The sequence below is a fragment of the Janthinobacterium sp. TND4EL3 genome, from assembly GCF_900156175.1.
Taxonomy (GTDB): domain Bacteria; phylum Pseudomonadota; class Gammaproteobacteria; order Burkholderiales; family Burkholderiaceae_D; genus Janthinobacterium.
The window spans coordinates 271,320-285,206 of sequence record NZ_FTMV01000005.1 but is presented as its reverse complement, the minus strand read 5'-3'; the positions used below and the strand labels follow the sequence as shown (position 1 = coordinate 285,206).

The window sequence follows — 13,887 nt, the reverse complement described above, 5'->3', positions numbered from 1 at the left end:
TTACTGGGTCACCGGATTCGGTTTGTTCGCGTCGATGCCGTACTTGGCGATCGCCTGCTCCACCACCGACACGTCGATCTTGCCTTCGTCAGCCAGCGATTTGAGCGCGGCCACGGTGACATAATAACGGTTCACTTCGAAGAACTCGCGCAGCTTGGCGCGGCTGTCCGAGCGGCCAAAGCCATCGGTACCGAGCACTTTGTAGGTGCGGCCCTTCGGCATGAAGGCGCGGATCTGTTCTGCAAATGCGCGCATGTAGTCGGTCGTGGCGACGATCGGGCCGTCCGTATCCTGCATCAGCGACGTCACGTACGGCACGCGCTGCTCTTTCGACGGATTGACCATGTTCCAGCGTTCCGCATCCTGGCCATCGCGGGCCACCAGGGTCAGCGACGGCGCCGACCACACGTCCGCGGCCACGCCCCAGTCGTTTTCCAGCAGTTCGGCGGCGAAGATCGATTCGCGCAGGATGGTACCGCAACCGATCAGCTGTACGCGCAGCTTGGCGTCAGCCTTGCCTTCTTGCAGCTTGTACATGCCTTTCAGGATGCCTTCTTCCTGGCCTGGCTTGATGCCTGGCTGGGCGTAGTTCTCGTTCATGATCGTGATGTAGTAGAACACATCTTCCTGGTTGGCGATCATGCGGCGCAGGCCGTCCTGGATGATGACGGCGACTTCATGGCTGAAGGTCGGGTCGTACGGCATGCAGGTCGGGATGGTCGCGGCGAAGATATGGCTGTGGCCATCTTCGTGCTGCAAGCCTTCGCCGTTCAGCGTCGTGCGGCCGGCCGTGCCGCCCATCAGGAAGCCGCGGGCGCGCATGTCGGCCGAAGCCCATACCTGGTCGCCGATGCGCTGGAAGCCGAACATCGAGTAGAAGGTGTAGAACGGGATCATGATGCGGTCGTTGGTCGAGTACGACGTCGCCGCGGCGATCCACGAGCTCATGCCGCCCGCTTCGTTGATGCCCTCCTGCAGGATCTGGCCGGCCTTGTCTTCGCGGTAGTACATGACCTGGTCCTTGTCGACCGGCTCGTACAACTGGCCTTTCGGGTTGTAGATGCCGATCTGGCGGAACAGGCCTTCCATGCCGAAGGTACGCGATTCATCGACCAGGATAGGCACGACGCGCTGGCCCAGGTTCGGGTCTTTCAGCAGGGTCGAAATGACGCGCACGAAGGCTTGCGTGGTCGAGATTTCGCGGCCTTCCGGCGTCGCTTCCAGCACGTTCTTGAACGCGTCCAGGCCAGGCACGGGCAGGGTTTCCTCGGACTTCTGGCGGCGCTGCGGCAGGTAGCCACCCAGGGCCTTGCGGCGCTCGTGCAGGTAGAGCATTTCCGGCGCGTCGTCGGCAGGCTTGAAGAACGGGATGTCGGCCAGCTTGTCGTCGGGGATAGGCAGCGAGAAGCGGTCGCGCATTTCGCGGATGGCTTCGTCGTCCAGTTTTTTCGTCTGGTGCGCCGTGTTGCGCGCTTCGCCGGACTTGCCCATGCCGTAGCCCTTGATGGTCTTCACCAGCAGGACGGTAGGCTGGCCCTTGTGTTCCTGGGCGATCTTGAAGGCAGCGTAGATCTTGTGCGGATCGTGGCCGCCGCGGGTCAGGCGCCAGATGTCGTCGTCACTCATGTTGGCAACCATTTCCAGCAGCTTCGGATGCTTGCCGAAGAAGTGCTTGCGCACGTAGGCGCCATCTTTCGCCTTGTAGTTCTGATATTCGCCGTCGACGGTTTCCATCATCACGCGCTGCAGGATGCCTTCCTTGTCTTGCGCCAGCAGGGCGTCCCAGCCCGGGCCCCAGATGACCTTGACGACGTTCCAGCCCGCGCCACGGAATTCGCCTTCCAGTTCCTGGATGATCTTGGTGTTGCCGCGCACCGGGCCGTCCAGGCGCTGCAGGTTGCAGTTGACCACGATGACCAGGTTGTCGAGCATGTCGCGCGCGGCCAGGCCGATCGCGCCCAGCGATTCCGGCTCGTCCATCTCGCCGTCGCCGCAGAAAGCCCAGATTTTACGGTTGTCGGTCTTGGCGATGCCGCGTGCGTGCAGGTACTTCAGGAAGCGCGCCTGGTAGATCGCCATGTGCGGGCCCAGGCCCATCGACACGGTCGGGAACTGCCAGAAGTCGGGCATCAGCTTCGGATGCGGGTACGAGGACAGGCCCTTGCCGTCGACTTCCTTGCGGAAGTTCAGCATTTGCTCTTCCGTCAGGCGGCCTTCGAGGAAGGCGCGCGCGTAGACGCCGGGCGAGGAGTGGCCCTGGATGTACAGCAGGTCGCCGCCGTGGTCGGCCGTCGGCGCGTGCCAGAAGTGGTTGAAACCGATGCCCAGCATGTTCGCCAGCGACGCGAACGAGGACAAGTGGCCGCCCAGGTCGCCGTCGGCGCGGTTGGCCTTGACCACCATGGCCATGGCGTTCCAGCGCATCCACGAGCGCAGGCGCTCTTCGTATTCCAGGTTGCCGGGGCAGTGTGCTTCTTGTTTGGTGGGGATGGTATTGACGTAGGCGGTGGTACTGGAGAACGGAATCTGGGCGCCGCGGCGGCGGGCCAGGTCAACCATGCGCTCCATCAGGTAATGCGCGCGTTCCGGACCTTCATTTTCCAGCACGGCTTCGAGCGCGTCCAGCCACTCCTTGGTTTCCTGCATATCCGGGTCGGTGCCGATCTGTGTCGTTACCTGGTTCAGTTGAGCTGACATCTGTTGAGTCTCCTTTGTGAACGCCCCACCCCGATTTTCCGGATCGCTGTCGGACGGTATTTCGCTGATTATTTACTATTAAGTCGGTTTAGTGTGGGGATTCTAACAGCGTATTTAGTATTTTTCAAATTACGATATAGCATTTCATATCATGAAATCACCCTATGAAATTTATGCTGCACTGCCGCAAATTCTGTCCGGAAATTTGGGTGAGCAGAGTGGCAAAAGGAATGAGCACCCCAGTCGTCGGCACAGGCTCCCCGGGCCAAGCGGACCTGAAAAATGTCGAGGGCAAGGCGCAGCGACGCAGACAGTACGCCAGTACGGCAAGGAGCTGCAACGCCGCCATCGGCATTTTCTCAGGCCCGCGTCTCCGGCCCGCTGTTGTTACGCCAAAACCGCCCCTTTGCGCCGCCCGGCTTTATAATCTGTCTTTTCCCTCCCACATCTCTCAGCCCCTACCATGCCAGCACAACTGATCGACGGAATCGCCCTCTCCCAAAAACTGCGCAGCGAGATCGCCACGCGCGCCGCCGCCCTCACGGCCAAGGGCACCCAGCCCGGTCTGGCCGTGATTCTCGTCGGCGAAGACCCGGCCAGCCAGGTGTATGTCCGCAACAAGGTCAAGGCGTGCGGCGACGTGGGTTTCCACTCGGTGCTGGAAAAATATGAAGCGGACCTGTCCGAAGCCGACTTGCTGGCACGCATCGCCAGCCTGAACGCGGATCCCGCCATCCACGGCATCCTCGTGCAGATGCCTTTGCCGAAGCACATCAACCCGCACAAGGTCATCGAAGCGATCGCCACGACGAAAGACGTGGACGGCTATTCCGTCCTGAGCGCCGGCGAACTGATGACGGGCTTGCCCGGCTTCCGCCCGTGCACGCCGTACGGTTGCATGAAACTGATCGAAAGCACGGGCGTGGACTTGCGCGGCAAGCACGCCGTCGTCATCGGCCGCAGCAACACGGTCGGCAAGCCGATGGCCCTGCTGCTCTTGCAAGCGAACGCTACCGTCACCATCTGCCATAGTGCGACACCGGACCTGGGCCTGTACACGCGCCAGGCGGACGTGGTCGTGGCCGCCGTCGGCCGCCGCAACACCCTGACGGCCGACATGGTCAAGCCGGGCGCCATCGTCATCGACGTGGGCATGAACCGCGACGATGACGGCAAGCTGTGCGGCGACGTGGATTTTGCCGGAGTGAAAGAAATCGCGTCCCACATCACCCCAGTACCGGGTGGCGTCGGTCCGATGACGATCACCATGTTATTGATGAACACAGTAGAGGCTGCCGAGCGCATCTAAAGAATCACCCCGGGGCGGCATTGCCGCCTTATTAATATGGAACCGACGATGAACACCAATCCCCTGCTTGATTTTTCCGGACTGCCACGCTTCGACGCGATCACGCACGAGCATGTCACGCCTGCCATCGATACCCTCCTGGAACAGGCGCGCGCCACGGTGGCGCGGCTGGAAGCGCCCATGGAAGAAGTGAGCTGGGACAACTTCGTCGCGCCCCAGGACCAGATCGCCGAAACCCTGGGCCGCGCCTGGAGCATCGTCAACCATTTGAATAGCGTGGTCGATACGCCGGAACTGCGCGCCGCCTACAACGCCAACCTGCCCAAGGTGACGGAATTCTGGACCGAGCTGGGCCAAAATGAAGTGCTGTTCGGCAAATACAAGCAGCTGCAGGCCAGCCCCGCTTTCGCCAGCCTGTCGCCGGCACGCCGGCGCATCGTCGACAATGCCGTGCGCGACTTCCGCCTGGGCGGTGCCGAGTTGCCCGAGGACAAGAAAGAGCGCTTCGGCGCCATCCAGGAAGAACACGCTGCCGTCGCTACGCGTTTTTCCGAAAACGTGCTCGACGCCACCAATGACTATAAGTTGCTGGTCGAGAACGAAGCCGATCTCGCAGGCCTGCCCGACGACGTGAAGGCCGCCGCGCGCGCCGCCGCCGACAAGGCCGGCAAGCCAGGCTATGAATTCTCGCTGCACTTCCCCTCTTATTACCCGATCCTGCAGTTTGCCGACAATCGCGCACTGCGCGAAACCATCTACCGCGCCAACGCCACCAAGGCGTCGGATCTGGGCGAGGTCTTCAGCAAGAAAGAGGACTGGGACAATACGCACAACATCGTCACCTTGTTGCGGCTGCGCAACGAAGAGGCCCAGCTGCTCGGCTACGCCAATTTCGCCGAAGTGTCGCTCGTCTCCAAGATGGCCACTTCGCCCGCGCAAGTCATCGCCTTCCTGGAAGACCTGGCCAAGCGCGCGCGTCCGTTCGCCGAGAAGGACCTGGCCGAACTGCAACAATTCGCCCGGGAAGAGCTGGGCATCGCCGAGCTGCAGGCGTGGGACGTGCCGTACGCTTCCGAAAAGCTGCAGGAACGCCGCTACGCGTTCTCGGCCCAGGAAGTCAAACAGTATTTCCCAGAACACAAGGTGATCGACGGCCTGTTCCGCCAGATCCAGAACCTGTTCGCGGTCGAGATCAAACCCGATACGGCGCCCGTCTGGCACCCGGACGTGCGTTTTTACCGCATCGAGCGCGACGGCCAGCTGGTCGGCCAGTTCTACCTGGACCCGTATGCGCGCGCCGGCAAGAGCGGCGGCGCCTGGATGGACGATGCACGGGGCCGCCGCGCCGACGCACAGCACGTGCAAACGCCGATCGCCTACCTGACCTGCAATTTCACGCAGCCGGCCGTGGTCGATGGCCAGGTCCAGCCTGCCCTGTTCACGCACGATGAAGTCATCACCCTGTTCCACGAGTTCGGCCACGGCCTGCACCATATGCTGACCGTCGTCGACGAGCTGGGCGTGTCGGGCATTGCCGGCGTCGAATGGGATGCCGTGGAACTGCCGTCGCAATTCATGGAAAACTTCTGCTGGGAATGGGAAGTGCTTGAACACATGACGGCGCACGCCGTCACGGGCGAGCCGCTGCCGCGCGCGCTGTACGACAAGATGCTGGCGGCCAAGAATTTCCAGTCCGGCTTGCAGACGCTGCGCCAGGTGGAGTTCTCCCTGCTCGACATGCATCTGCACTATGACTACGACGCCGGCACGGGCCAGACTGTGCAGCAGCTGATCGACGGCGTGCGCGCCCAGTTCGCGCTGATCATCCCGCCCGCCTTCAACCGCTTCCAGAATTCCTTCGGGCATATCTTCTCCGGCGGCTACGCGGCCGGCTACTACAGCTACAAATGGGCCGAGGTGCTGTCCGCCGACGCCTATGCGGCGTTTGAAGAAGCCAGGGCGCTGGGACCGGCCGCCACCACGGCGGCAGGCAAGCGTTACCTGGAGGAAATCCTGTCCGTCGGCGGCTCGCGCCCCGCGCTCGAATCGTTCACGGCCTTCCGCGGCCGCGAACCTAGCATCGACGCCCTGCTGCGCCACAGCGGCATGGCAGCCTGAGGGATGACATGACGCGCGTCGATTTTCATACGAATGTGCCCGACAAGCTGGCCTACGCCTGCCGCCTGGCGCGCAAGGCGTATATGGCCGGCAACAAGGTCGTGGTGCTGGCGGGCAACAGCGCCCAGCTAGACGCCATGAATGCGGCCATGTGGACCCTCTCGCCGACCGACTTTGTGCCGCACGTGCTGGCCGGCGAGCCGCTGGCCGCGCAGACCCCCATCGTGCTGACCGACAGCGAAGAGGTGGAACTGCCGCACCACGATATCCTGGTCAATGTATCGCAGCTGCCACCCGCCAACTACGCGCAATTCCAGCGCGTGTTCGAGATCGTTTCCATGGACGAGCAGGACGCCCAGGCGGGCCGCCAGCGCTTCCTGCACTACCGCCAGCAGGACGTGCAGCCGACCCACTTCGTGGCAGGTAAAGCATGAACCAGCAGCCATTCGACCAGGGCATCCCCCTGCTGACGGAGGTGCTGCTGGGGCCGGATGTGCCGGAGGCGGCGCCCGTCGTACCTGCTGCGCCAGCTGTCGAGGAAGCACCAGCATTGCCACCCAGCATGCCGCTACCGGACTGGGATGCCATCGAACAGCGGCTAACGCAACGCATCCTGCATCAAGTCCAAGGCAAGATCGACCATCTGCTGGAAGAACGCATTGCCCACGTCCTGCAGACGGCCCTGCAAAACGCCCTGATCGGCATGCGCGGCGCCCTGCGCGAAGATTTGCAGCAATCGCTGGAGCAGATCGTGGCCCACGCGGTCAGCCATGAGCTCGGGCATCTGCATCCACCAGCGCAGACGCTGTACCCCTGAGCATGCTGCGCAATGCCGGGTTACGCGCTGCGCGCTGACCCGACCTACCACGACCCGCCCGACCTACCCTATTCTTTCCTCCAACGCCATTCTTTGGTGCGCTCGCACCCGAGAAATCGGTGCATCGCGCCTCACTTTGGTGATTGTTGCGACAAAATGCAAAAAGCCCGAAATGCGGCTTTGCGCCGCCTGTTTTTTGTTGTACCTTTCCTCACACGTACCGCCATTCGAAGCGGTTTCACGCGACGCCGCCGTATCTTTATCCATTGGAGAATGTTTATGCTGCTCAAGACCAAAGTCCTTCCACTCGCCCTTGCCCTCGCTTTTGCCGGTCACGCGGGCGCGCAGGAAATCATCAAGATAGGCCACGTCGCGCCGGTCTCTGGCGCCAGCTCCCACCTGGGCAAGGATAATGAAAACGCGGCCAAGATGGCCATCGAGGACTTGAACGCCAAAGGCTTCAAGATCGACGGCAAAGTCGTGAAATTCGTGCTGTTGCCCGAAGATGACGCGGCCGATCCGAAACAGGGTACGGCCGTGGCGCAAAAGCTGGTGGACGCCAAGGTCAACGGCGTGATCGGCCACCTGAATTCGGGCACGACGATTCCCGCTTCGCGCATTTACTTCAATGCCGGCATCCCGCAGATTTCGCCGGCCGCCACCAACCCGACGTATACCCAGCAGAAATTCAACACGGCCTTCCGCGTCGTGGCCAATGACAACAAGCTGGGGGGAACGTTGGGCGCGTATGCCGTCGGCAAGCTGCAGGCGAAGAAAATCGCCGTCATCGACGACCGCACGGCCTACGGCCAGGGCGTGGCGGAACAGTTCGTCAAGGGCGCCAAGAAGGCGGCGCCTGGCGTGCAAATCGTCGGCAAGGAATTTACCAATGCCAACGCCACCGACTTCAACGCCATTCTGACCAGCATCAAGTCGAAGAATCCCGACCTGATCTTCTTTGGCGGCATGGATTCCGTGGGCGGCCCCATGCTGCGCCAGATGAAGGCGCTGGGCATCAAGGCCAAGTTCATGGGCGGCGACGGCCTGTGCACGGAACCGCTGGGCAAGCTGGCCGGCGACGCCGTGGGTGAAAACATGGTCACCTGCGCGGAAGCGGGCGGCGTCACGGGCGACCAGCAAAAAGGCATGGACGATTTCCGCGCCCGCTACAAGCAGAAATACAATATGGACGTGCAGCTGTACGCGCCCTATGTGTACGACGCCGTGATGACCATGGCCACCGCCATGGCCGATGCGAAATCGTCGAAACCATCCGTCTACCTGCCCTTCCTGGCCAAGGTGCACTACCAGGGCGTGACGGGGCCGATCTCGTTCGATGCCAACGGCGACATCAAGGATGGCGCGCTGACCCTGTTCACCTACCGGGATGGCAAGAAAACCAAGATGGAAGTGGTCAAGTAAGCGATTGGCTGGCAACGTAATCGCGTAAACCTTCGGCCAGCGCGTCGAAGGTGGCGCGGCAGCGCAGGCTGCCGCGCAAGTCTGCATGCATGGTGACCCAGGTTTCCATCGGCAGCGCAAACGCTTGCGGCAGCACGCGCCGCAGGGCCGGATCGCGCGCCGCCAAGCCCGCCTGGCACACGCCGATGCCGGCGCCCGCGCGGATCAGGGCCAGTTGCGCCAGGTCGCTGTCGCTGCGCCAGGCAAAGTTTTCCCGCGTAAATCCCTGGAAGGCCGCACCCGCATTGCGCACGAAGGGGCTCGCCTCGTCGTAGCCGATGACGGCATGTTGCGCCAGATCAAGCAGTCCCGCCGGCGTGCCATGGCGCGCCAGGTAATCCGCGTGCGCATGCAGGCCCAGTTCGATCTCGCCCACCTTGCGCGCCACCAGCTGCTCCTGGCGCGGACGCAGCATGCGCACGGCGATGTCCGCCTCGCGGCGCAGCAAATCCTGCACCTTGTTGCTCAACACCAGTTCAATGACCAGACCGGGATGGCGTTCGCGCAAGCGGGCCAGTATCGGCGGCAGCACTTCCACGCCCACCACTTCGCTGGCCGCGATGCGCACGACGCCGGCCACGCCCTGCCCCTGGCTGCTGGCCGCCCGTTCCATCAGGGCCGCCGTGTGCTCCATGGTTTCCGCATGGGGCCGCAGCGCCAGCGCCACTTCCGTGGGCAGCAAGCCCAGCTGCGAACGCGTAAACAGCGTCGCGCCCAGCGCCTGCTCCAAGGCGGCGATGTGCCGGCCGACGGTGGGCTGGGTGATGGCCAGCGCACGGGCGGCGCCGGACAGGGAGCCGTGCCTGAGCACGGCCAGCAGCGAACGGTAGTATTCCCAGGCGATGGAGGTAGTCATACATAAATGTATAGCCTCTGATCGATGTTCGTCAATTTCCAATTAGGCTTGCGCGGCAGATACTGGCGCCATCAACCACACGGAGGTCATGATGGACAAAACGGTATTGGTACTGGGCGCGACAGGCGGCATCGGCGGCGAGATGGCGCGCCAGCTGCTGGCGGCGGGCTGGCAGGTGCGCGCGCTGCGGCGCGGGGATACGCCGTCGCCACGCGGCGATGGCATTGAATGGCTGCGCGGCGACGCGCTGTCGCGCGCGGACGTGCTGGCGGCCGCGAAAGGCTGCGCCGTCATCGTGCACGCCGTCAACCCGCCCGGCTACCGCCACTGGGGCCGGCTGGTGCTGCCCATGCTCGACAACACGGTCGCCGCGGCGATGGCCGAAGGCGCCACCATCGTGCTGCCCGGCACCGTCTACAACTTCGGCCCCGACGCCTTTCCCGCGCCGCACGGCTTGCTGGCGGAAGACGCGCCGCAGCGCCCGCGCACGCGCAAGGGCGCCATTCGCGTGGAAATGGAGGCAAGACTGGAACGGGCCAGCATGCAGGACGCGCGCGTGCTCATCGTGCGCGCGGGCGACTTCTTCGGCCCCCGCGCCGGCAACAACTGGTTTTCGCAGGGCCTGGTGAAACCGCGCCAGAGCGTGCGCAGCGTGCTGTATCCGGGCGCGCCCGGCGTCGGCCACCAGTGGTCCTACCTGCCGGACGTGGCGCGCACGATGGTGCAGTTGCTCGATGTACGCGCCACGTTGCCCGCATTTGCGCGCTTTCACATGGCCGGCCACTGGGACCGCGACGGCCGGCAAATGACCGGCGCGATTGCCCGCGTGGTGGAACAGGCGACAGGAACTGCGCCCGCCATCCGGCGTTTTCCGTGGTGGCTGGTGGTGCTGGCCTCGCCGTTCGTGGCGACCCTGCGCGAAATGCGCGAGATGCGCTACCTGTGGCGAATACCCTTGCCCATGGACAATACGCAACTGCTGGCCGTGCTGGGACAGGAAGCCCACACGCCCCTCGATGAGGCGGTTAGAGCCACCCTGGAAGGAATGGGCAATCTGAACGTGACAGGCAAAAAAAATGCGCCGGGATTGCCGGCGCACTAATTGCAGGTACTGCGGCACAGATTATTTCTGTGCCAGTACCCATTTAACCAGGGTGCGGGCTTCCGCCTCGCTCACTTGCGGGTTCGCTGGCATCGGGATCGCGCCCCAGGTGCCGGAACCGCCCTTCATGACTTTCGCCACGAGCTTGGCTTCCGCGTCTTTTTGACCGGCATACTTGGCCGCCACGTCTTTATACGCAGGACCCACCAGTTTCGTGCTCACCGCGTGGCAAGCCATGCAGTTTTTTGCTTTCGCCAGGTCCGGATTGGCCAACGCAGCTTGCGATGCCAGAGCCGAAACGGCCAATACACTCACCAACATAAAACGTTTCATTGTCTTTTCTCCAAAGTTACTTCCTGCGGCATTTTACTGTGTTTCCGCAGATGCACCACGAGCCCAGATCAAGCGTTTCAATGTAGTAACGCAATGTAGTCGGAAGGCATGCCTATTCTGCCCCATCCGCGCGCCCATGACCATGTTGTTTGTAAGGCGATGTAACGACAGCCGGCCCCGCGCGGTCGAACGGGGCCGGCCGTCTCACTTATGCAACAAATCAGCGTTTCTGCTTCTTCAACTGCGACAGATCGCGCACGGCGCCGCGGTCGGCCGACGTCGTCAGCGCCGCATACGCCTGCAGGGCCTGCGACACGTAGCGGTCGCGGTTGACAGGCAGCCAGGCCGCGTCGCCCTTCGCTTCCATGGCGGCGCGGCGCGCGGCCAGGTCAAGGTCCGTCACGCGCAGGTTGATGGTGCGCGCGGGGATGTCGATGTCGATGAAGTCGCCCTCTTCCACCAGGCCGATGGCGCCCCCTTCGGCCGCTTCCGGCGAGGCGTGGCCGATCACCAGTCCCGAGGAACCGCCCGAGAAGCGCCCGTCCGTGAACAGCGCGCACGCCTTGCCCAGGCCCTTCGATTTGATGTACGAGGTCGGATACAGCATTTCCTGCATGCCGGGACCGCCTTTCGGGCCTTCGTAGCGGATGATGACGACGTCGCCCTCATGCACGGTATCGGCCAAAATCGCTGCAACAGCGGAATCCTGGCTTTCGAACACGCGCGCCTTGCCCGAGAATGTCAAGATGCTTTCATCGACGCCCGCCGTCTTGACGATGCAGCCCTTTTCGGCCAGGTTGCCGTACAGGACGGCCAGGCCGCCATCCTGCGAATACGCGTGGGCCTTGTCGCGGATGCAGCCGGTGCTGCGGTCCTTGTCGACGGCGGCGAAGCGCTCGGACTGCGAAAACGCCGTCTGCGTCGGCACGCCGCCCGGCGCGGCGCGGAACAGTTCATGCACGGCAGGGTTGTCGGTGCACATGATGTCGTTTTGCGCGATGGCGTCGGCCATGGTGGCCGCGTGGATGGTCGGCAAAGTGGTGTCGAGCAGGCCGGCGCGCGCCAGTTCGCCCAGGATGCCCACGATGCCGCCGGCGCGGTGCACGTCCTCGATATGGTATTTGTCCGTCATCGGCGCGACCTTGCACAGGCAGGGTACCTTGCGCGAAATGCGGTCGATGTCGGCCATGGAAAATTCCACTTCCGCCTCGTGCGCGGCGGCCAGCAGGTGCAGCACGGTGTTGGTCGAGCCGCCCATGGAGACGTCGAGCGCCATGGCGTTCTCGAACGCGGCCTTGGTGGCGATCGAGCGGGGCAGCACCGAGTAATCGTCCTGCTCGTAATGGCGCTTGGCCAGTTCCACGATCAGACGGCCCGCGCGCAGGAACAGCTGCTGGCGGTCAGAGTGCGTGGCCAGGATCGTGCCGTTGCCGGGCAGGGCCAGGCCCAGCGCTTCCGTCAGGCAGTTCATCGAGTTGGCCGTGAACATGCCGGAACACGAACCGCAGGTGGGGCAGGCCGAGCGCTCGATCTCGGCCACGTCGGCGTCGGACACCGTGCTGTCGCCCGCCTTGATCATGGCGTCGACCAGGTCCAGCTTGATGATCTTCTGCGTGCCGTTGACCACCTTGACGACCTTGCCCGCTTCCATCGGCCCGCCGGAAATAAACACGACGGGGATATTGATGCGCATGGCGGCCATCAGCATGCCCGGCGTGATCTTGTCGCAGTTCGAGATGCAGACCATGGCGTCGGCGCAGTGGGCGTTGACCATGTATTCGACGGAGTCGGCGATCAGGTCGCGCGAGGGCAGCGAATACAGCATGCCGCCGTGGCCCATGGCGATGCCGTCATCGACGGCGATGGTATTGAATTCCTTGGCCACGCCGCCGGCCGCCTCGATCTCGCGCGCCACCATCTGCCCCAGGTCTTTCAGGTGCACGTGGCCGGGCACGAACTGGGTGAACGAGTTGACGACGGCGATGATCGGCTTGTCGAAGTCGCCATCCTTCATGCCGGTGGCGCGCCACAGGGCGCGGGCGCCAGCCATGTTGCGGCCGTGGGTGGTGGTGCGGGAGCGGTATTGCGGCATGATGGGGTCCTTCCAAGGATGATTGATGCCTGACTGTGCGGATTCTCAACAAAACCCTGCATGCAGTGGGGGTACGCCAGATTGCCTTGCGCACGCGCCACTGTCAAATATATGATGCACATGGCTGTGAGTCGTTTTACATATCACAGCATTCAATCTGCATGGAAAAGCATATGAACCTTGAACTGCGCCAGCTGCGCTACTTTGTCACCGTCGCCGAGGAGCTGCACTTCGGCCGCGCCGCCGCGCGCCTGCACATGACGCAGCCGCCCCTGTCGCAAACCATCATGGCCCTGGAAGAACAGCTGGGCGCCCCCCTGTTCGTGCGCACGCGCCGCGAGGTCCAGCTGACGCCGGCAGGCAGCGCCTTGCTGCCCGAGGCGCGCCGGCTGCTGGCGCAGGCGCAGGCGCTGCCCGCGCTGGTGCGCCGCGCCGCGCAGGGCGAGGCGGGGCGTCTGAGCCTGGCTTTCGTTTCCTCGGCGGACTACAGCGTGCTGCCGCCCCTGCTGCGCGCGTACCAGACGGCCTATCCGCAGGTGCAGATCGCCCTGCAGGAAGCCACCTCCGACCTGCAACTGGACGAACTGCTGGCCGGGCGCACGGATGCGGGCCTGCTGATCCCGCCCCTGCCCGAGAAGGCGAAGGGCGAACTCGACTACCTGCCCGTGCTGGCCGAGCCGCTGGTGCTGGCCGCGCCGTCCGGCCTCGCCATCCTGAACACGCCCGGCCCCGTGCGCCTGGGCGACGTGCCGCCGCTGCCGTTGATCATTTTCCCGCGTGCAATATCCCCCGCCCTGCACGACGCGATACTCGGCGTGTTCCGCGCGGCCGGCGTGACGCCGCAGATCGGCCAGGAAGCGATCCAGATGCAGACCATCGTCAGCCTCGTCTCGGCTGGCATGGGCATCGCGCTTGTGCCACAATCGGTATCGAACCTGATGCGCCCCGGCGTAGAATACAGGCCGCTGCAGGATGCCACGCCGCTGGTGGAAACGGGCCTGGCGTGGCGCCGCGACAATCCATCCGCCGTGCTGCAGGGCTTTCTGGCCCTGCTGCGCACGCAGATATGCAATACCGGTCAATTATTAAGTGGCCGCTAAGG

At 63.6% G+C, this 13,887-nt stretch carries 11 protein-coding genes; 7 read left to right on the top strand and 4 right to left on the bottom strand.

Annotated features, from left to right (window positions below):
• A complete protein-coding gene (aceE, locus tag BXA07_RS11055; RefSeq protein WP_076567981.1) occupies positions 1-2,697 on the bottom strand; it encodes a pyruvate dehydrogenase (acetyl-transferring), homodimeric type in 2,697 nt (898 codons plus the stop codon).
• A gap of 463 nt (positions 2,698-3,160) precedes the next feature.
• Between aceE and folD the strand changes: the two genes are divergently transcribed.
• The 5 genes from folD to BXA07_RS11025 all read left to right on the top strand — a co-directional run bounded on the left by folD (position 3,161) and on the right by BXA07_RS11025 (position 8,363).
• The gene (gene folD, locus BXA07_RS11045) at positions 3,161-4,006 is read left to right on the top strand and encodes a bifunctional methylenetetrahydrofolate dehydrogenase/methenyltetrahydrofolate cyclohydrolase FolD (RefSeq protein ID WP_070221908.1); all 846 of its coding nucleotides are present in this window, start codon (positions 3,161-3,163) and stop codon (positions 4,004-4,006) included.
• Between the two features lie 36 nt (positions 4,007-4,042).
• Entirely contained in the window at positions 4,043-6,124 is a 2,082-nt protein-coding gene (locus BXA07_RS11040) for a M3 family metallopeptidase (RefSeq protein WP_170909644.1), read from the top strand.
• 8 nt (positions 6,125-6,132) lie between these two features.
• Entirely contained in the window at positions 6,133-6,558 is a 426-nt protein-coding gene (locus tag BXA07_RS11035; protein WP_076567978.1) for a DNA polymerase III subunit chi, read from the top strand.
• Complete coding sequence (locus BXA07_RS11030) at positions 6,555-6,941, top strand: hypothetical protein (RefSeq protein WP_076567977.1); 387 nt, start codon at positions 6,555-6,557, stop codon at positions 6,939-6,941. The genes BXA07_RS11035 and BXA07_RS11030 overlap by 4 nt, the downstream gene beginning before the upstream one ends.
• Positions 6,942-7,220: 279 nt before the next feature.
• Complete coding sequence (locus BXA07_RS11025; RefSeq protein WP_076567976.1) at positions 7,221-8,363, top strand: branched-chain amino acid ABC transporter substrate-binding protein; 1,143 nt, start codon at positions 7,221-7,223, stop codon at positions 8,361-8,363.
• On the opposite strand, the gene BXA07_RS11020 is transcribed toward BXA07_RS11025, so the two are convergent.
• Entirely contained in the window at positions 8,356-9,258 is a 903-nt protein-coding gene (locus tag BXA07_RS11020; RefSeq protein ID WP_076567975.1) for a LysR family transcriptional regulator, read from the bottom strand. The genes BXA07_RS11025 and BXA07_RS11020 overlap by 8 nt on opposite strands.
• An 88-nt stretch (positions 9,259-9,346) precedes the next feature.
• Between BXA07_RS11020 and BXA07_RS11015 the strand changes: the two genes are divergently transcribed.
• Positions 9,347-10,360 (top strand): NAD-dependent epimerase/dehydratase family protein, encoded by a 1,014-nt coding sequence (locus BXA07_RS11015; protein WP_076567974.1) that lies wholly within the window; start codon positions 9,347-9,349, stop codon positions 10,358-10,360.
• A 21-nt stretch (positions 10,361-10,381) separates the two neighbouring features.
• On the opposite strand, the gene BXA07_RS11010 is transcribed toward BXA07_RS11015, so the two are convergent.
• Together BXA07_RS11010 and ilvD are read right to left on the bottom strand one after the other, a co-directional pair.
• Positions 10,382-10,693, bottom strand: coding sequence for a c-type cytochrome (locus tag BXA07_RS11010; protein WP_076567973.1), 312 nt, complete (start codon positions 10,691-10,693; stop codon positions 10,382-10,384).
• A gap of 220 nt (positions 10,694-10,913) precedes the next feature.
• A complete protein-coding gene (gene ilvD / locus BXA07_RS11005; protein ID WP_076567972.1) occupies positions 10,914-12,785 on the bottom strand; it encodes a dihydroxy-acid dehydratase in 1,872 nt (623 codons plus the stop codon).
• 173 nt (positions 12,786-12,958) lie between these two features.
• Between ilvD and BXA07_RS11000 the strand changes: the two genes are divergently transcribed.
• The gene (locus BXA07_RS11000) at positions 12,959-13,885 is read left to right on the top strand and encodes a LysR family transcriptional regulator (protein ID WP_076567971.1); all 927 of its coding nucleotides are present in this window, start codon (positions 12,959-12,961) and stop codon (positions 13,883-13,885) included.
• Positions 13,886-13,887 lie beyond the last annotated feature (2 nt).